At 66.5% G+C, this 17,450-nt stretch carries 17 protein-coding genes; 7 read left to right on the forward strand and 10 right to left on the reverse strand.

Annotated elements, in window-relative coordinates; all coding sequences use genetic code 11:
• Positions 1-9: 9 nt before the first annotated feature.
• From ACWV14_RS08960 to ACWV14_RS08980, 5 genes are all read right to left on the reverse strand, one after another.
• Complete coding sequence (locus ACWV14_RS08960) at positions 10-1,020, reverse strand: class 1 fructose-bisphosphatase (RefSeq protein WP_454907282.1); 1,011 nt, start codon at positions 1,018-1,020, stop codon at positions 10-12.
• Positions 1,021-1,046: 26 nt separating this feature from the next.
• Positions 1,047-3,740: an aminopeptidase N gene (pepN, locus tag ACWV14_RS08965; protein ID WP_454907281.1), complete on the reverse strand. Its 2,694-nt coding sequence runs from the start codon at positions 3,738-3,740 to the stop codon at positions 1,047-1,049.
• On the reverse strand, positions 3,727-4,425 hold the full coding sequence (locus tag ACWV14_RS08970; RefSeq protein WP_454907280.1) for an HAD family hydrolase: 699 nt from the start codon (positions 4,423-4,425) through the stop codon (positions 3,727-3,729). Before ACWV14_RS08970 ends, pepN begins: the two co-directional genes overlap by 14 nt.
• Positions 4,426-4,430: 5 nt before the next feature.
• A protein-coding gene (gene prfB / locus ACWV14_RS08975; RefSeq protein ID WP_106937221.1) for a peptide chain release factor 2 occupies positions 4,431-5,535 on the reverse strand; the annotation gives its coding sequence in 2 pieces (ribosomal slippage) (positions 4,431-5,453 and positions 5,455-5,535; 1,104 coding nt in all).
• A gap of 190 nt (positions 5,536-5,725) precedes the next feature.
• Positions 5,726-6,538: a MetQ/NlpA family ABC transporter substrate-binding protein gene (locus tag ACWV14_RS08980; protein ID WP_422085612.1), complete on the reverse strand. Its 813-nt coding sequence runs from the start codon at positions 6,536-6,538 to the stop codon at positions 5,726-5,728.
• A 237-nt stretch (positions 6,539-6,775) separates the two neighbouring features.
• Between ACWV14_RS08980 and ACWV14_RS08985 the strand changes: the two genes are divergently transcribed.
• From ACWV14_RS08985 to ACWV14_RS09000, 4 genes are read left to right on the forward strand one after another with little or no spacing between them, the layout of a single operon-like run.
• Positions 6,776-7,660, forward strand: a complete 885-nt coding sequence (locus ACWV14_RS08985; RefSeq protein WP_454907279.1) for a methionine ABC transporter ATP-binding protein — start codon at positions 6,776-6,778, stop codon at positions 7,658-7,660.
• On the forward strand, positions 7,653-8,315 hold the full coding sequence (locus ACWV14_RS08990; protein WP_081271273.1) for a methionine ABC transporter permease: 663 nt from the start codon (positions 7,653-7,655) through the stop codon (positions 8,313-8,315). The genes ACWV14_RS08985 and ACWV14_RS08990 overlap by 8 nt, the downstream gene beginning before the upstream one ends.
• A 34-nt stretch (positions 8,316-8,349) precedes the next feature.
• Positions 8,350-9,177: a MetQ/NlpA family ABC transporter substrate-binding protein gene (locus ACWV14_RS08995; RefSeq protein WP_081271274.1), complete on the forward strand. Its 828-nt coding sequence runs from the start codon at positions 8,350-8,352 to the stop codon at positions 9,175-9,177.
• Between the two features lie 37 nt (positions 9,178-9,214).
• A complete protein-coding gene (locus ACWV14_RS09000) occupies positions 9,215-9,565 on the forward strand; it encodes a cupin domain-containing protein (protein WP_422085614.1) in 351 nt (116 codons plus the stop codon).
• 154 nt (positions 9,566-9,719) lie between these two features.
• Here the strand turns inward: ACWV14_RS09000 and ACWV14_RS09005 are convergent, their stop codons facing one another.
• The 3 genes from ACWV14_RS09005 to ACWV14_RS09015 all read right to left on the reverse strand — a co-directional run bounded on the left by ACWV14_RS09005 (position 9,720) and on the right by ACWV14_RS09015 (position 12,915).
• Positions 9,720-11,075 carry an LLM class flavin-dependent oxidoreductase gene (locus tag ACWV14_RS09005; RefSeq protein ID WP_454907278.1) on the reverse strand — a complete coding sequence of 452 codons (1,356 nt, stop codon included), beginning with the start codon at positions 11,073-11,075 and terminating at the stop codon, positions 9,720-9,722.
• Entirely contained in the window at positions 11,072-11,905 is an 834-nt protein-coding gene (locus ACWV14_RS09010; RefSeq protein WP_454907277.1) for a MetQ/NlpA family ABC transporter substrate-binding protein, read from the reverse strand. Before ACWV14_RS09010 ends, ACWV14_RS09005 begins: the two co-directional genes overlap by 4 nt.
• Positions 11,906-12,012: 107 nt before the next feature.
• The gene (locus ACWV14_RS09015; RefSeq protein ID WP_454907276.1) at positions 12,013-12,915 is read right to left on the reverse strand and encodes a LysR family transcriptional regulator; all 903 of its coding nucleotides are present in this window, start codon (positions 12,913-12,915) and stop codon (positions 12,013-12,015) included.
• A 128-nt stretch (positions 12,916-13,043) separates the two neighbouring features.
• Between ACWV14_RS09015 and ACWV14_RS09020 the strand changes: the two genes are divergently transcribed.
• On the forward strand, positions 13,044-14,054 hold the full coding sequence (locus ACWV14_RS09020; RefSeq protein ID WP_454907275.1) for an aldo/keto reductase: 1,011 nt from the start codon (positions 13,044-13,046) through the stop codon (positions 14,052-14,054).
• 9 nt (positions 14,055-14,063) lie between these two features.
• Here ACWV14_RS09020 and ACWV14_RS09025 read toward each other — a convergent pair whose 3' ends face one another.
• A complete protein-coding gene (locus ACWV14_RS09025) occupies positions 14,064-15,002 on the reverse strand; it encodes an alpha/beta fold hydrolase (RefSeq protein ID WP_454907274.1) in 939 nt (312 codons plus the stop codon).
• 126 nt (positions 15,003-15,128) lie between these two features.
• Between ACWV14_RS09025 and ACWV14_RS09030 the strand changes: the two genes are divergently transcribed.
• Positions 15,129-16,190, forward strand: coding sequence for an aldo/keto reductase (locus tag ACWV14_RS09030; protein WP_454907273.1), 1,062 nt, complete (start codon positions 15,129-15,131; stop codon positions 16,188-16,190).
• Between the two features lie 12 nt (positions 16,191-16,202).
• Here the strand turns inward: ACWV14_RS09030 and ACWV14_RS09035 are convergent, their stop codons facing one another.
• Positions 16,203-16,787 (reverse strand): hypothetical protein, encoded by a 585-nt coding sequence (locus ACWV14_RS09035; protein WP_454907272.1) that lies wholly within the window; start codon positions 16,785-16,787, stop codon positions 16,203-16,205.
• A 144-nt stretch (positions 16,788-16,931) separates the two neighbouring features.
• Between ACWV14_RS09035 and ACWV14_RS09040 the strand changes: the two genes are divergently transcribed.
• Positions 16,932-17,426: an aminoacyl-tRNA deacylase gene (locus ACWV14_RS09040; RefSeq protein WP_454907271.1), complete on the forward strand. Its 495-nt coding sequence runs from the start codon at positions 16,932-16,934 to the stop codon at positions 17,424-17,426.
• Positions 17,427-17,450: the final 24 nt, after the last annotated feature.

Raw genomic sequence — 17,450 nt, forward strand, 5'->3', positions numbered from 1 at the left:
GACAAAAAATCAGGCTTTCTCTGCGTGGTACTTCGTCAGGCGCTCAACTTCGTTTCTGGAACCCAACATAACGCTCACGCGCTCGTGTAGTTTCGTGGGCTGCAGGTCAAGAATGCGCTGCTTGCCGTTGGTCGCGGCGCCGCCGGCCTGCTCGACCAGCCAGCTCATGGGGTTGGCCTCGTACATCAGGCGCAGCTTGCCGGCCTTTTCGGGCTCGCGCTTGTCCCACGGGTACATGAAGACGCCGCCGCGCATCAGGATGCGGTGCACGTCGGCCACCATGCTGGCAATCCAGCGCATGTTGAAGTCCTTGCCGCGCGGGCCTTCCTTGCCGGCCAGGCATTCGTCGATGTAGCGCTTCACGGGCTCGTCCCAGTGGCGCATGTTGCTCATGTTGATGGCAAATTCCTTGGTGTCGGCCGGAATCTGGATGTCTTCCTGCGTCAGCACGAAGCTGCCTTGCTCGCGGTCGAGCGTGAACATGGCCACGCCGTTGCCCACGGTCAGCACCAGGGTGGTTTGCGGGCCGTAGATGCAGTAGCCGGCGGCCACCTGTTGGGTGCCGGGCTGCAGGAAGTCGCTTTCCTGCACGCCGGGGTGGTCGTCGGGCTTCTTCAGCACGCTGAAGATGGTGCCGATGCTCACGTTCACGTCGATGTTGCTGCTGCCGTCCAGCGGGTCGAACATGAGCAGGTATTCGCCCTGCGGGTAGCGGTTGGGCACCACGTGGATGGATTCCATTTCCTCGCTGGCCATGGCCGCGAGGTGGCCGCCCCATTCGTTGGCCTCGATCAGCACTTCGTTGGCGATGATGTCCAGCTTCTTCTGGATCTCGCCCTGCACGTTCTCGCTCTCGGCCGTGCCGAGCACGCCGCCCAGCGCGCCCTTGTTGACGGCCTGGCTGATGCTCTTGCAGGCACGGGCGACCACTTCGAGCAGCAGGCGCAACTGGCCGGGAATGAGGCCGTCGGCGCGCTGTTGTTCGACGAGGTAGCGGGTGAGGGAAATCTTTTGAGCCATGTGTCTTCCGGGTTCGGGGTTCTTCTTCAGTTGCCTGCAAGAGCGCGCGTCACCACTTCATGGGTGTCCTTGCTCAGGTCGGGCTTTGCGGCCACGCGGGCAATGGCTTCGCGCGCGGCGCTGCGGTACGGCTCGGCCAGCTTGCTCCAGCGGTCGAGCGAGCGCGCCAGGCGTGCGGCCACCTGCGGGTTGATGGCGTCCAGCTCGATGACGCGTTCGCTCCAGAACACGTAGCCGGCCGCATCGGGGCGGTGGAAGGCGCCAGGGTTGGCGCTGCAGTAGCTGAAGATCACGCTGCGTGCGCGGTTGGGGTTCTTCAGCGAGAAGTCGGGGTGCTTCATCAGCTGCTTGACCAGCGGCAGGATGTCGCCGCCGCGGTCGCTGGCGCCGGCCTGCAGGGAGAACCACTTGTCGATGACCAGTGCCTCGTCCTTGAAGATGGCGTGGAAGCGCGCAAGTGCCTGCGCCGCCAGGGTGTGACCCGACGACACCAGCGCGTTGAGCGCGTTGAAGCGGTCGGTCATGTTGCCCGCGTCCTTGAAGCGCTGCAGCGTCTTGCCCGGCCACACCACGTCGCCAGAGGCGCGCGCCGCCAGGCACAGGAAGTTGAGCGCCATGCCGGCCAGCGCGCGGCGGCCCGACGAGGTCGGGTCGGGGCTGTAGGCGCCGGTGTCGTGGTTGTCTTCGTAGGCCTGTTGCCAGTCGGCGAAGAGGGCGGTGGCCAGCTGGGCGCGCATGGCTTCGCGCACCAGGTGCACGCGCTGGGGGTCGACCACTTCGAGCTGCTCGGCAATGTAGGTTTCCGACGGCAGCGTGAGCACCAGTTCCTTGAAGGCGGCGTCGAGCTGCGGATTGCGCAGCACGCTGCGCATGGCGTCGATGTAGGCGTCGTTCAGCACCGGCGTGGTGTCGGTGGCCAGGGCGGCAATGCCCTGCAGCGCGGCGCGCAGGCCCAGGCGCTGGCCGGCTTCCCAGCGGTTGAACGGGTCGGGGTCGTTGGCCAGCAGGGTGAGCAGCTGGGCGTCGGTGTACTCGAAGTCGAGGATCACCGGCGCGCTGAAGCCGCGCAATATGGAAGGCACGGGCTCGGCGTCCAGCCCCACGAAAGTGATCTGCTCGCCGGCGCGCGACAGCACCAGGGTGCGCGTGCCGCGGGTTACTTCGCTTTCGCCTTCGAGCTGCAGCGGCAGTTCGCGGCCGTTGGCGTCGAGCAGGCCCACGTTCAGCGGAATGACGAAGGGTTCCTTGGTCGGCTGGCCGGGGGTGGGCGGGCAGCTCTGCACCACGCTCAGGGTGTAGCTGCGGTTTGCCGGGTCGTACACGCCGTGGGCCGCAAGGCGCGGCGTGCCGGCCTGGCTGTACCAGCGCTTGAACTGGGGCAGCAGGCGGGACAGCTCCGAATCGGGGTTGGCGTCGGCAATGGCCTGCGCGAAGTCGTCGCAGGTCACGGCCTGGCCGTCATGGCGCTCGAAGTAGAGCGTGATGCCCTTCTCGAAGCCCTTGCGGCCGACCAGCGTCTGCATCATGCGCACTACCTCGGCACCCTTTTCATAAATGGTGACGGTGTAGAAGTTGCTGATTTCGATGTAGCTGTCGGGCCGCACCGGGTGGGCCATGGGGCCGGCGTCTTCGGGGAACTGGGCGGTGCGCAGCACGCGAACGTCTTCGATGCGCTTCACGGCTCGGGCCGAGGCGTCGGCGCACAGGTCCTGGCTGAATTCCTGGTCGCGGAAGACGGTGAGGCCTTCCTTCAGCGAGAGCTGGAACCAGTCGCGGCAGGTCACGCGGTCGCCGCTCCAGTTGTGGAAGTACTCGTGGCCGACCACGCTTTCGATGTTGCTGTAGTCGGCGTCGGTGGCGGTGGCCTGGTTGGCCAGAACGTACTTCGTGTTGAAGATGTTCAGGCCCTTGTTTTCCATGGCGCCCATGTTGAAGTCGCTGGTGGCGACGATCATGAAGCGGTCCAGGTCCAGCGGCAGGCCGAAGCGGGCTTCGTCCCACAGCACCGAGTTGATGAGCGAGTTCATCGCGTGCTCGGTCTTGTCGAGGTCGCCGGCGCGCACGTACACCTGCAGCAGGTGTTCCTTGCCGCTGCGCGCCTTGATGCGCTGCTCGCGTGCCACCAGTTTGCCCGCCACCAGGGCGAACAGGTAGCTGGGTTTCTTGAACGGGTCGACCCACTTGGCAAAGTGGCGGCCTTCGGGCAACTCGCCCTGTTCGACCAGGTTGCCGTTCGACAGCAGCACCGGGTAGGCGGCCTTGGCGGCGCGCAGGGTGACGGTGTAGCTCGCCATCACGTCCGGACGGTCGAGGAAATAGGTGATGCGGCGGAAGCCCTCGGCCTCGCACTGCGTGAAGAAGGTGTCTTCGCTCACGAACAGGCCCATCAGCTTGGTGTTCTTGATGGGGCAGCAGGTGGTGAAGATCTCGAGCTCGAAGGCATCGGGCAGGCCGTCGATGACGAGCTGTTCGCCCTCCATGCGGAACGACGCGCCCTGGCCGTTGACCAGCACGCGCGCCAGGTTCAGCTCGTCGCCGTCCAGGCGCAGCGGCTGCACCGGCACCTCGGGGTTGCGGCGCATCTGCATGCGGTTGAGCACGCGGGTCTTGGCGGGGTCGAGGTCGAAGGTCAGGTCGACGGTGTCGATCCAGTAGGCCGGAGCGGCATAGTCTTCGCGGCGAATGGCAATGGGTTGCCCTTGGGCGTCACGCTGCAGCATCGAGGGTCTCCAGAAAATTTGAATGGGCGAGTTCGTTGTAGTCGCGAACGGCGGCGATCACGTGGGGGCCGGCCAGCTCGGCGGCGGTATGGGTGCTGCACACGGCCACGGCACGCATGCCGCCGCGGCGCGCGGCCTCGATGCCGAAGGGCGCGTCTTCGAACACGATGCAGCGCTCCGGCGCCACGCCGATGCGGCGCGCAGCTTCGAGAAAGATGGCGGGCGTGGGCTTGCCGCTGAAGCCTTCGTCGCCGCCCACGATGGCCAGCGGCAGCGGGTCCATCTTCAGCCGCGACATCGCGAACTCGATGTTGTGCTTGTCGCCGGCCGTACCGACCGCCACCTTGAGCCCGCGCGCAACCGCTGCCTTGGCGAAGGCGGTGAAACCCGCCACCTCGGTGAAGTTGTCGTGGAACAGGGCGCGGTAGATCTCTTCCTTCTCGTGCACCAGGCCCAAGCACTCGGCATCGGACAGCTCGCGCTCGAACAGCTCGCGCATGCTCTCCGTGCCCGTGCGGCCGGTGGTGCGCGCGAGGATCTCGCTCACGTCGAGCTTCACGCCGTGGTTCTGCGCAAATTCGACCCACGACCGCGCATGCCAGGGCATGGAGTCGATCATGGTGCCGTCCATGTCGAAGATGAAGGCTTCGACCTTGCCACCGTCCGTCAGGCTTTTCAGGCTCATCGGGGTTACACGCCTTGCTTGAGAGAGGCTTCGATGAACACGTCGAGGTCGCCGTCCAGCACCTTCTGGGTGGCCGAGACTTCGACGTTGGTGCGCAAGTCCTTGATGCGGCTGTTGTCCAGCACGTAGCTGCGGATCTGGTGGCCCCAGCCCACGTCGGTCTTGCTGTCTTCCAGCTTCTGCTGCTCTTCCTGGCGCTTGCGCATCTCGTGGTCGTACAGGCGCGAGCGCAGGCGCTTCCACGCCACGTCGCGGTTGCTGTGCTGGCTGCGGCCGTCCTGGCACTGCACCACGATGCCGGTCGGAATGTGCGTCAGGCGCACGGCCGAGTCGGTCTTGTTGATGTGCTGGCCGCCGGCGCCGCTGGCGCGGAAGGTGTCGGTGCGCACGTCGGCCGGGTTGATCTCGATCTCGATGGAATCGTCGATTTCCGGGTACACGAAGATGCTGGCAAAGCTGGTGTGGCGACCGCCCGACGAGTCGAACGGCGACTTGCGCACCAGGCGGTGCACGCCGGTCTCGGTGCGCAGCAGGCCGAAGGCGTAGTCGCCCTCGACCTTGATGGTCGCGCCCTTGATGCCGGCGGTGTCGCCGGGCGTTTCGTCTTCGATCTGCGTCTTGAAGCCCTTGCGCTCGGCGTACTTCAGGTACTGGCGCAGCAGCATGCTGGCCCAGTCGCAGGCCTCGGTGCCACCGGCGCCGGCCTGGATGTCGATGAAGGCGTTGAGCGGGTCGGCCGGGTTGTTGAACATCCGGCGGAATTCGAGCTGCTTGATGTCGGCTTCGAGCGCGGCGGCGTCATCGGCGATGGACTGCAGGCCGTCCATGTCGCCTTCTTCCTTCGACATTTCGAAGAGTTCGGTGTTGTCCGACAGCCCGTTGGTGAGACGGTCGAGCGTGACGACCACGTCGTCGAGCGACTTCTTCTCTTTGCCCAGCTCCTGGGCCTTCTTCGGGTCGTTCCAGACGTTCGGGTCTTCGAGCGATGCGTTGACTGTCCTCAGTCGTTCAGCTTTTGCATCGTAGTCAAAGATACCTCCGTAAATCGACCGTGCGGGCGCTCAGGTCCGCGAGCATTGCGCCGATTTGGTTGATCTGTTCTGCGTCCATGGGGTGTCCTGACTGTGTTCGGGGGAAACCGGACATTTTCTCATGCTCCGGTAAACCGCCCGGCAGTGGCCCCGTATTGCTCCTTCCCGCGCTGGGGGAAGGCCGGGATGGGGGCGGGCAGGGCGCCCGATGGATGCACCGCTTGCCCCCACCCCGGCCCTCCCCCAGCGGGGGAGGGAGAAAGTCAAACTCAGAACGCCGGAATCAGCGACCCCTTGAACTGCGTCTCGATGAAGCTCTTCACCTCAGGCGACTGGTAGGCGGCCACCAGGCGCTTGGCCCAGGGCTTGTCCTTGTCGGCGCGGCGCACGGCGATCAGGTTGGCGTAAGGGCTCTTGGGCGATTCCTTGATCACGGCGTCCTTGTTGAACGACAGGCCGGCCTTCTCCGCGTAATCGTTGTTGATGGCGGCAATGGCCAGGTCGTCGAGCGAACGCGGCAGCTGGGCGGCGTCCAGCGCCACCAGCTTCAGCTTCTTGGGGTTGGTCACCACGTCCAGCGGGGTGGCGTTGTTGTTCTTCACGGCCTCGGGCTTGAGGGTGATGAGGCCGGCCTGCTGCAGCAGCAACAGTGCGCGGTTGCCGTTCGACGGGTCGTTCTGGATGCCGACCGAGGCCCCGTCCGCCAGCTGGTCGACCGACTTGATCTTGCGCGAGTAGAAGCCCAGCGGCGCGGTGATGGTCAGGCCCACCGGCACCAGGTCGAAGCCGCGCGCCTTGATCTGGTTGTCCAGGAAGGGCTGGTGCTGGAAGGCGTTGGCGTCCAGGTCGCCCGAGGCCAGCGCCGCGTTGGGCAGCTGGTAGTCGTTGAACACCACGACCTGGATGTTCAGCCCGTCCTTGGCGGCGACCTTCTTGACCACCTCGAAGATCTGCTCGCCGTTGCCGACGGAAACACCGACCTTGATGTTGTTCTTGTCCTGGGCCAGCGCGGCGCTGCCGCTGAAAACGGCTGCGGCCAGCGTGGCGATGAAGAGGCTGCGGCGACGGAAAGTGGAATGCATGACAGTGCGGAATCGAAAAAATGAAGGCGCGAATGTGGCACTGCAGCAAGGAATTGGGAACGAACCAATAGGCATATCGATATGGCGTGTATGGCGCGCATCGAGGTTTCCTTATGCCGTATGCGATATAACCAGCATCCTTTTTCTTCGTTCCCTTTTGCCGCTTTTGTTTTCATACTCGGCACCTTTTTCGCGAACCTTCGTGTCCGGCGCCCTCGCTGGCCGCGCTTCTTCCCAATGAGCCATCCTTCGCCCGATGCGGGCCGCGCCAGCGCGGCACCCGTCATCCGACTCCAATCCGTGCAGAAGTCCTTTGCACTGCCCAGCGGCGAGGTGTTCGACGCCGTGCATTCGCTGTCGCTCGAAATCCAGCAGGGCGACGTGTTCGGCCTGATCGGCAAGAGCGGCGCTGGCAAGTCGACGCTGCTGCGCCTGATCAACCTGCTGGAGCGGCCCGACGCGGGCCAGGTCTTCGTGGGCGGGCGCGACCTCACCACGCTTTCGCGCAGCGAACTGCGCGACACGCGCCAGAACATCGGCATGATCTTCCAGCAGTTCAACCTGCTGCAGAACGCCACGGTGTTCGACAACGTGGCCTTCCCGCTGAAGATCCACGGCCGCCACTCCAAGGCCGAAATCGATGCGCGCGTGCGCGAATGCCTGGCCCTGGTGGGCCTGGCCGAGAAGATCGACACCTATCCGGCGCAACTGTCGGGCGGCCAGAAGCAGCGCGTGGCCATCGCACGCGCGCTGGCGCCGCGCCCGCAGGTGCTGCTGTGCGACGAGCCCACCTCGGCGCTCGACTCCGAAACCACGCGCTCGCTGCTGGAGACGCTGCGCGACATCAACCAGAAGATCGGCGTGACCATCGTGATCGTGACGCACGAGCTCTCGGTGGTCGAGGTGCTGTGCCGCAACGTGGCCATCCTCGAAAAGGGCCGCCTCATCGAGCAGTTCGCCGTTGAAGAGGCGCCGAACGAAGAGCGCAAGACCGCGCTGGGCCGCGAGATCGACGAACTGGTGCGCCGGCGCGAACGCGACGTGCGCGAACAACAGCAGGCCCAGCAACAGCAAGACCGCGCCGCAGCGGCCGTGGCCGCCAAGGAGCCCGCTTATGTTTGAGAACATCGCCCCCATCCTCCCCGAGCTGTGGGTCGCCACCGGCCAGACTTTCATGATGCTGGCCATCGGCCTCACGGCGGCGGTGCTCATCGGCGGGCCGCTGGGCATCCTGCTGTTCCTGCTGGGCCCGGGCCAGTCGCTGGAGAACAAGCCGGCGTTCCTGGTGCTCAACTGGCTGGTGAACACGGTGCGCTCGTTCCCTTTCATCATCCTGCTGGTGGCGCTGGTGCCGTTCACGCGGGTGATCGCGGGCACCTCGATCGGACCGCTGGCGGCCGCGGTGCCGCTGTCGTTCGCGGCCATTCCCTATCTGGCGCGTCTGGTCGACCAGTGCCTGCGCGAAGTGCCGCGCGGCGTGATCGAGGCGGCCCACGCCATGGGCGCGACCGAACTGCAGATCGTCTGGCGCGTGCTGCTGGTGGAGGCTCGTTCGGGCCTGGTGCTGGCGCTGACCGTGCTGGCCGTGAGCTTCCTGTCTTACTCGGCGGTGGCCGGCGTGGTGGGCGGCGGCGGCATCGGCGACCTGGCCATCCGCTACGGCTACTACCGTTTCCAGACCGACGTGATGGTGCTCACCGTGGCGCTGCTCGTGGTGCTGGTACAGATCCTGCAGTTCGTGGGCAACACCACGGCAAGCAGGCTCGACAAGCGTTGATTCTTTCTTTTCCCTAGCTAGCTTTCTCTATCTCATGAAGACCGTTTTCCTGCGCCGTTCCGTTCTCGCCCTGTCCCTGGCCGCGCTGTCGTTGGGTGGCCTCTCGCTGCAGGCCCATGCGCAAGACCCCGCCAAGAAGAACCTGGTGATCGGCGGCACTGCCGGTTCCAACGCCGACCAGCTCAAGGCCGGCATCGTGCCGATCCTCGAAAAGAAGGGCTACAAGGTCAAGCTGGTGGAGTTCAACGACTACGTGCAGCCCAACCTGGCGCTGGCCCAGGGTTCGCTCGACGCCAACTTCTTCCAGCATCAGGTCTACCTGAAGAAGTTCGCGGCCGACCAGAAGCTCGACATCACCGAACTCGTGCAGGGCCCGATCGCGCCCATGGGCGTGTACTCGACCAAGCGCAAGACGCTGGCCGACGTGAAGGAAGGCGACCGCGTGACGCTGCCGAACGACCCGAGCAACCTGGCCCGTGCGCTGGTGCTGCTGGAGCAGAACAAGCTGATCACCATCAAGGCCGGCATCGACCCGCTGCGCGCGTCTGAAAAAGACGTGGCCGAGAACCCGAAGAAGCTGAAGTTCATTCCGCTCGAGGCTGCACAGCTGCCACGCTCGCTGGGTGACACCGAATACGCGATCGTCAACGGCAACTTCGCGATCTCGTCGGGCCTGAAGCTCACCGAGGCCGTGGTGCTGGAGAAGACGCCCGACTACTACCTGAATGTGGTGGCCGTGAAGACCGCCGACAAGAACACGCAGTGGGCCAAGGACATCGCCGAAGCCTACCGCTCGAAGGAGTTCAAGGCGGTGGTCGACAGCAAGTTCCAGGGCTACGCCAAGCCCAGCTTCCTGCAGTAAGCCTTTCTTTCCTCCCATCTGACGAAGGACGCTCCCCATGCCCGTTCTGGCCGTATTCGATGCCCAAGGAAGCTGGCGCGACACGCATGTGTGCGACGGCTGGATCACCGAGCACCTGGCGGGGCAGGGCGTGAGTTGGGGGCGCGGCAAGAAAAAGGGGCAGCGTGTGCTGGACAGCGCGGGGCTGTTCTATGTGCCCACCGCTGATGGCTACTTAGGGCTGCTGCTGGAAGCTGGCGAGTGGGCAGCCATTCCCACTGGCAAGCCGCATTTTTTCGATGCGGGGGAGGCTGAGTCGCTTGAGGGCCTGCCTGCTTCCTTGCCGCTGTTCGAGGCTTTCGTCGAAGAAGTTCTGTCTTTGACTGGGAACGACGCTGACGAGGAGTGAGTTCTTTGTTCGGGGTGCGTGCGCAGGCCACCGGGTACTCCCCTCCGCGAATGTCCCCCGGCCTGCGGCCTCCTCCTTTATTTCGCTGCGGGGAGCACCCGGTGTCCTGTGCACAGGGCACCCCGCCGGCGTGATCGCACCCCGAGAAAAAACGCTACGCAGCCAACCGCTGCACAGCCCGTCCACCAGGCCGCGCCAACCCGAGGTGATCGCGCAACGTACGCCCCTCGTAGTCTTTGCGGAAGATTCCGCGCTTCTGCAGGATCGGCACCACGCCGTCGACAAAGCCCTGCAACCCGTGCGGAAGCGCATCGGGCATCAGGTTGAACCCGTCGGCCGCCCCGGCCTTGAGCCAGCGTTCGATGTCGTCTGCAATCTGCTCCGGCGTACCGACGATCACGCGGTGCCCGCCGCCGCCCGCCAGTTCGCGGATCAGCTGGCGCACCGTGTAGCCGTGCGTGCGGCCGGCAGCCACCACGGCATTGAAAAAAGTGTGGTTGCCGTTGCCATTGGCGGGCAGCGGCAGGTCGTCGGGCAGGCGCTCGTCGAGCTTCAGGCGGTCGGGCGTGATGCCCAGCGTGCCCGCGATGCGCGTCAGGCTGTAGTCCCACGGAATCAGGTCGACCAGTTCGTCGCGGCGGCGCAGAGCCTCGGCTTCGGTGCCGCCGACGATGGTGGTCAGGCCCGCGAGCACCTTCACCGCGTCGGGGCCGCGGCCCAGTTCGGCGGCGCGTGTCTTCAATGCGCGCGCATACGCCAGCGACTCCTCGAACGACTGCGAGGCCGAGAACACGGCCTCCGCGTGGCGCGACGCCATCTCGCGACCGTCGGCCGAGGCGCCGGCCTGCACCAGCACCGGGTGCCCCTGCGGCGGGCGCGGCAGGTTCAGCGGACCCTGCACCGCGAAATGCTCGCCCCGGTGCGCGATGGCATGCACCTTGGCCGTGTCGATGAAGCTGCCCGTGGCCTTGTTGCCGACGAAGGCGTCGTCTTCCCAGCTGTCCCACAGCGCCTTCACGATGTCGGTGAACTCCGAGGCGCGCGCATAGCGCTTCGCATGGTCGGGCACGGCGTCGAGGCCGAAGTTGCGCGCCGACGGCAGGTCGGCCGTCGTCACCACGTTCCAGCCCGCGCGGCCGCCGCTCACATGGTCGAGCGTGGCGAAGCGGCGGGCGATGTTGTAGGGCTCGTTGTAGCTGGTAGAGGCAGTGGCGATCAGGCCGATGTGCGTGGTGGCGGCGGCCACGCAGGCCAGCAGCACCGTGGGCTCCAGCGCGGTGATAGGGCGAAAGTGGATCTGGTCGACGATGGCCGCGTTGTCCGCGAGGAACACCGCGTCTAGCTTGGCCGCCTCGGCGATCTGCGCGGTGCGGATGTAGTGCTTGATGTCCGAAAAGGCCCATGGGTCGCTCTCCGGCAGGCGCCAGGCCGAGGGCACGAAGCCCGAGTGCAGGATGTTGACGTTCAGGTGCAGTTGGCGCGGCCGGGGGCGGGGGGTCGAAGCGCTCATTGGGCGAAGTAGTCGGGCAGGCGGTAGCCGGCCCAGGTCGGGTTGGCCTTGAAGAAGCGCTGGAACTCGGGCGACTGGTAGGCCGCGGCGATGTCTTTCGCGAACTTGGCGTTCTCGTTGCTGCGCTTGACGGCCACCACGTTCACGTAGGGCAGCGTCATGTCCTCGAGCTTGAGCGCCTCTGTGAGCTTCAGCCCCGAGGCCACCGCGAAGTTGCCCTGCACGGCGGCAATGTCGGCATCGGCCAGCGAGCGCGGGGCTTGGGCGGCTTCGAGCGGCACCAGCTTCAGGCGCTTGGGATTGGTCGCTATGTCGCGCTCCGACACCGCGATCGGGCTCACGCCCGGCTTGAGCGTGACCCAGCCGATGGCCGCAAGGATGTTGAGCGCGCGCGCTGCGTTCACCGGGTCCGAAGGCAGCGTGACGGTGGCACCGTCAGGCACCGCGTCGAGCGACTTGTGGCGCTGCGAATACAGGCCCATGGGCGGCGTCGGCACATGCACGACGGGCACCAGGTCGAAGCCCTGCTGCTTGTTGGTGGCGTTGAGGTACAGCGTGTGCTGGAAGATGTTGGCGTCGATCTGGCCGCGCTCCACAGCGTCGTTGGGCTGCACGCCCTGGCTGAACTCGACGTACTTGACGGTGTAGCCCAGCTTCTTCAACTGGGGCTCGATGCCGTTGGTGAAGGCGTCGCGATACGGGCCGGGCATGAAGCCCACGCGCAGGTCCGCAGCCTGGGCCGATACGTGGATGAACAGGCCCAGCGCAAGGCTGCCGAGCAGCGAGGCGGACCAGCGTGCCAGCGAGGGCGCGCGCAAGGGAAAACGCATGACAGGCAACTCCGGGGAGCAAACAAGAGAGCTGGGCACTCTAGGTCGCGCCGCCCGCCGTGCGAACGAAGATTCGCGTGCTTGGTTATCCGCTAGCCAAATATCCGTCAGCCGGGCTGGCCTTCACGCTTGAGGAAATCCACGAAGGCCCGCAGCGGCGCGGGCATGTGCGTGCGGCTCGGGTAATACAGGAACGGCCCCGAGAAGCTCTGCCACCAGTCTTCGAGCACCGGCACCAGCGTGCCGCGGTCGATGGAGGGGCGCAGGTATTCGTCGAAGGTGTAGATCAGGCCCAGCCCGGCTTCGGCGGCGTGCAGTTCGAGGCTGAGCATCGACGCGACCAGCGGGCCGGTCGGCGTGATCTTCACCGCCTTGCCTTTGCGCACGAAGCCCCAGGCCGCGAGCACGCCGCTCTGGAAGCGGTGGGCGATGCAGGCGTGCTTCAGCAGGTCGGTCGGGTGCCTGGGCGCGCCGTGCTTCGCCAGGTAGCCGGGCGATGCGGCGGCCACGAAGCGCTGCGTGCGCGGGCCCAGCGGCACGGCGATCATGTCGCGGGCAATGCTCTCGTCATAGCGGATGCCGGCGTCGAAGCCCGCCGCGAGCACGTCGATGAAGGTGTCGTTGGTCGTCACTTCCAGCGTGATGCCCGGGTGCGCGTGCAGGAAGCTGCTGGCCAGCGGCGGCAGCACGCGCTGCGCCACGATGGTCGGCACGTTCAGCCGCAGCGTGCCTGTGGGGCTGTCGCGAAAACTGTTGAGCGTGTCGAGCGCGCCGGCAATGTCGTCGAGCGCGGGCGAGATGCGGTCGAGCAGGCGCTGGCCCGCTTCGGTAGGCGTGACGCTGCGCGTGGTGCGGTTCAGCAGCCGCACGCCGAGCTGCGCTTCCAGCCTGCGCATGGCCTCGCTGAGCGAGGAGGGCGACACGCCGCGCAACGCCGCGGCACCGCGAAAGCCGCGCGCCCGCGTCACCGCCACGAAGGCGCCCAAGTCCGAGAGATCGGGTTCGGTCATGGCCCGATTGTGCTTTTTTTCGCACAACCCGTGCGGAGGCGGACGGATTATCGAACGGGGCGTTTCCTTCCAGACTACCTCCCATGCCGCTCGCAACCGTGTGCGGCCCCTCTGAAAGGATCGTCACCATGAACACACTCCAACTCGATGCCACCGGCCCGCAAGTCTCCGCCTTCGGGCTCGGCTGCATGGGCATGTCGGGCATGTACGGCCCGTCCGACCGCGCGGAAAGCATCGCCACCATCCACGCCGCCATGGACGCGGGCATCACCCTGCTGGACACCGGCGACTTCTACGGCAGCGGCCACAACGAGATGCTGATCGGCGAAGCGCTGAAGGGCCTGAAGGGTTCGCAGCGCGACGCGGCGCTGCTGAGCGTGAAGTTCGGCGCCATGCGCGACCCGGCCGGCGGCTGGGTCGGCTACGACGCGCGGCCCGCGGCGGTGAAGAACTTCGCCACCTACTCGCTGCAGAGGCTGGGCGTGGACCACATCGACGTGTACCGCCCCGCGCGGCTCGATGCTAACGTGCCCATCGAAGACACCATCGGTGCCATCGCCGACCTGGTGAAAGCTGGCTACGTGCGCCACATCGGGTTGTCTGAAGTGGGCTCGCAGACGATTCGCAAGGCGGCGGCGGTGCACCCGATCTGCGACCTGCAGATCGAGTACTCGCTGATCTCGCGCGGCATCGAGGACGACATCCTCGCGACCTGCCGCGAGCTGGGCATTGCCATCACCGCCTACGGCGTGCTTTCGCGCGGCCTGATCAGCGGGCACTGGACGAAGGACAGCGCGGGCGCCAAGGACTTCCGCGCGCACAGCCCGCGCTTCCAGGGCGAGAACGCGGACCGCAACCTGACGCTGGTCGATGCGCTGCGCAAGATCGCCGATGCCAAGGGCGTGACGGTGGCACAGATTGCCATCGCGTGGGTGGCGGCGCAGGGCGATGACATCGTGCCGCTGATCGGCGCGCGGCAGCGCACGCGGCTCGACGAGGCGCTGGGCGCGTCGAGCGTGCGGCTCACGGCCGACGATCTGGCGGCCATCGAGCGCGCGGTGCCCAAGGGGGCTGCCGCCGGCGACCGCTATGCGGCGGCGCAGATGGCGAGCCTGGACAGCGAGCCGCGCCGCGGCTGAGCAGCCGGCTCAGTCCGCCAGGAATTCCTCGATCATCCGCGCCACGCGCTGCGGCTGGTCGTGGTGCAGCATGTGGCCCGCGTCCTCCAGCCGCTCGATGCGCGCGACGGGCACGGACTTCAGCCGCTCATGGAATTCGTCGAGCGTGTAGCGGTTCTTCCACCAGCCGTGCAGGCTGTCGTCGGAGGCCTCGACCATGAGCAGCGGCGCGGTGATGCGGGCGTACAGCGCCAGCGTCTCGTCCACGCGGAAGATGTGCGCGTTGACGATCTTGTGCGCCGCCTCGCCCAGGATCTGCCAGCGCTCGCTGCCGTCGGGCTGCGCATGGTTCACCGACCAGTGGCCGGCGAGCCAGTTGGCCTTGTCGGGGGTGAGGCGCGGGTTGGTCTTCATGAGGCGTCGGGCCACGCCGTCCACTGCCGAATAGCCGGCCAGCGCCATCTCGCCGCGGTGCAGGCGCTTGAGTTCGTCGATCCACTGGCCGTAGCGCGCGGGCGCTTCCTCTGGCTTGCGCGCGGGCATGCCGAAGCCTTCGAGGTTGACCAGGCGGCGAATGCGCTGCGGCCGCACGCCCGCGTAGTGCATGACGACGTTGCCGCCCATGCTGTGGCCGACGAGGTCGATCTGCCTGGCGCCTTCTCCATCCGGGCCTTCGCCGGCGTAGTGGTCGAGCAGCCATTCGAGGTCGGCCAGGTAGTCGGCGAGCCAGTAGTTGTCGACGCCGCCGCCATCGGTCAGGCCGAAGCCGCGCCAGTCGGGCGCGATGATGAAGCGGTCTTCTTCCATCGCATCGACTACGAACTGCCAGGACGCCGCCACGTCCATCCAGCCATGCACCAGCACCAATGGAGGGCGCGCGTCGGAGGGCTGGCCCCACAGGCGCACGTGGTAGCTGAGGTTGCGCACGGGCACGAATTCGCTGCGGGAGGGGCGGAGGGCTTGGTACATGGGCGTCGATGATAAAGAGGCCTTTGTGCTGACGCAGTCCGGCACAGGATAGCGCGCGGGCGCGGAATGCTCGGGTTTTGGCGCGGCGGCCAGCGGGTTGTGAGGCGGGGCGGTAGCATCCCGCGCATGAAAAAGATCCAACTCGGTCAAAGCGACCTGCACGTCACCCCGATCTGCCTCGGCACGATGACCTTCGGCGAACAGGTCGACGAACCCACTTCGCACGCCATCCTGAGCCGCTCGCTCGAGCGCGGCGTCGACTTCATCGACACCGCCGAGATGTACTCCGTGCCCACGCGCAAGGAAACCTACAGCGTCACCGAAACCATCATCGGCAACTGGTTCGCCGCCAACCCCGGCGCGCGCGAGAAGCTGGTGGTGGCGACCAAGGTGGCCGGCCCGTCGCGCGGCATGCCCTGGGTGCGCGAAGGCACCGGCATGACGGCCGCGGACATCGAGGCTTCGTGCAACGCGAGCCTGAAGCGCCTGAAGACGGACGTCATCGACCTGTACCAGATCCATTGGCCGGAGCGCCATGTGCCGCTGTTCGGCAACATCTACTACGACCCGGCCAAGGAAAGCTCGAAGACGCCGATCCTCGAGCAGCTCGAAGCGCTGGGCAAGCTGGTGAAGGCCGGCAAGGTGCGCGCCATCGGCCTGTCGAACGAAACGCCCTACGGCGTGCACGAATTCGTGCGGCTGGCCGAGCAGCACGGGCTGCCGCGCGTGGCGACGGTGCAGAACGTGTACAGCCTCATCAGCCGCGGCCACGAGAACGCGCTGGACGAGACCATGCACCGGCTGAACGTGTCGCTGCTGGCGTATTCGCCGCTGGCCTTCGGCCTGCTGACGGGCAAGTACGACCAGAGCGGCATCGAAGGGCCGGATGCGCCCAAGGGCGCGCGCATCTCGAGCTACGAGTCGGTGCGCAAGCAACGCTGGGGCCGGCCCGATTCGCTGCGCGCGGCCAAGCGCTACAACCAGCTGGCACGCGACAACGGCCTGACGCCGACGCAACTGGCGCTGGCCTTCTGCTACACCAAGTGGCAGGTGGCGAGCACGATCATCGGCGTGACGTCGGTGGCGCAGCTGGACGAAGACCTGGACGCGTACGGCACCACGCTGTCGCCCGAAATCCTGGCCGAGATCGACAAGATCCGCTGGGAGATTCGCGACCCCGCGGCCTGACGCTGGCCGGGGTCAGCGGCCGCAGTCGCCCTGGGCGGCGGCAAGCGCGAGGGCTGGCAGGCTCAAGAGGCCCATGCTGTTGCCCTTGAACTGGCCCTTCATGCAGTCGCGGCGCGCCGAGCCGGCGACCTCCGCGCTCAGCCGGGAGTCGAAGGCGGAGCGTGGATTGCCGTTGAGCTCTTGCCCGGCGCGATCGGCGAAGGAGCGCTCGCGGCCGATGTCGCGCAGGGCGCGGCGGGTGCTTTCCGAATGAAGGATCAGCGGCCTGGCTGGTACGGGGCTCGCGGCTCGGGCTGCCTCGTCGGCCATGGCTGGCGCGGCGGGTGCCGTGATGGCATTGCCTCGCGCGGGCTGGGGTGCGCGCCTTGCGATTGCACGAGCTGCCCGAGCCGGGGCGCGCGGCGCAGCTTCCTTTTGCGGCGCCGGCGGTTCGGCCTTCAAGACGGGCTGCGCGACCTGCACCACTTCCATCACCACACGCCGTGCCGCCTCGGCCGCGCGCCTGTGCGGCTGCGTTGCGCCCAGCAGCAGCCAGAGCACCGCTGCGTGCATCGCCACCACGGCCAGCACGAGCGCAATCAGGGTGGGGCGGTGCATCAACGCCCGAGACGGAACGAAGCCTTGGACACCGGGGCTGACGTATGCTGCATGGTTGGACCGGGATTCGATGTGACACGGCAAATTCTTGTCGTGGAACACCAAGTTTTCTGAAGCGATCCTGAACCCGCAATTGCCACCGAGATGGCCAAGAAAAGCACCCATACCTCCGAGACGCCCGCCACCCAGTTGCTGCGCGCGCACAAGATCGCCTTTACCGAGCACCCTTACGAATACGTCGAGCACGGCGGCGCACAGCGGGGTGCCGAGATGCTCGGGCTCGACCCGTTCACCGTCATCAAGACGCTGGTCATGCAGGACCAGGACGCCAAGCCGCTGATCGTGCTGATGCACGGCAACCGCACGGTGTCGACCAAGAACCTCGCGCGGCAGATCGGCGCCAAGTCGGTCGAGCCCTGCAAGCCCGAGGTGGCGCAGCGCCACAGCGGCTACATGGTGGGCGGCACCTCGCCGTTCGGCACGCGGCGCGAGATGCCGGTGTATGTGGAGGCGGCCATCCTCGAGCTGCCGAGGATCGTGCTCAACGGCGGGCGGCGCGGCTACCTGATCGGCATCGATCCGCGGGTGTGCGTGGACCTGCTGGGCGCCAAACCCGTGCAATGTGCGCTGGCAGAATAGCCGGCGCCGAACAGAACAACAACC

This window comes from Variovorax durovernensis, from assembly GCF_977011995.1.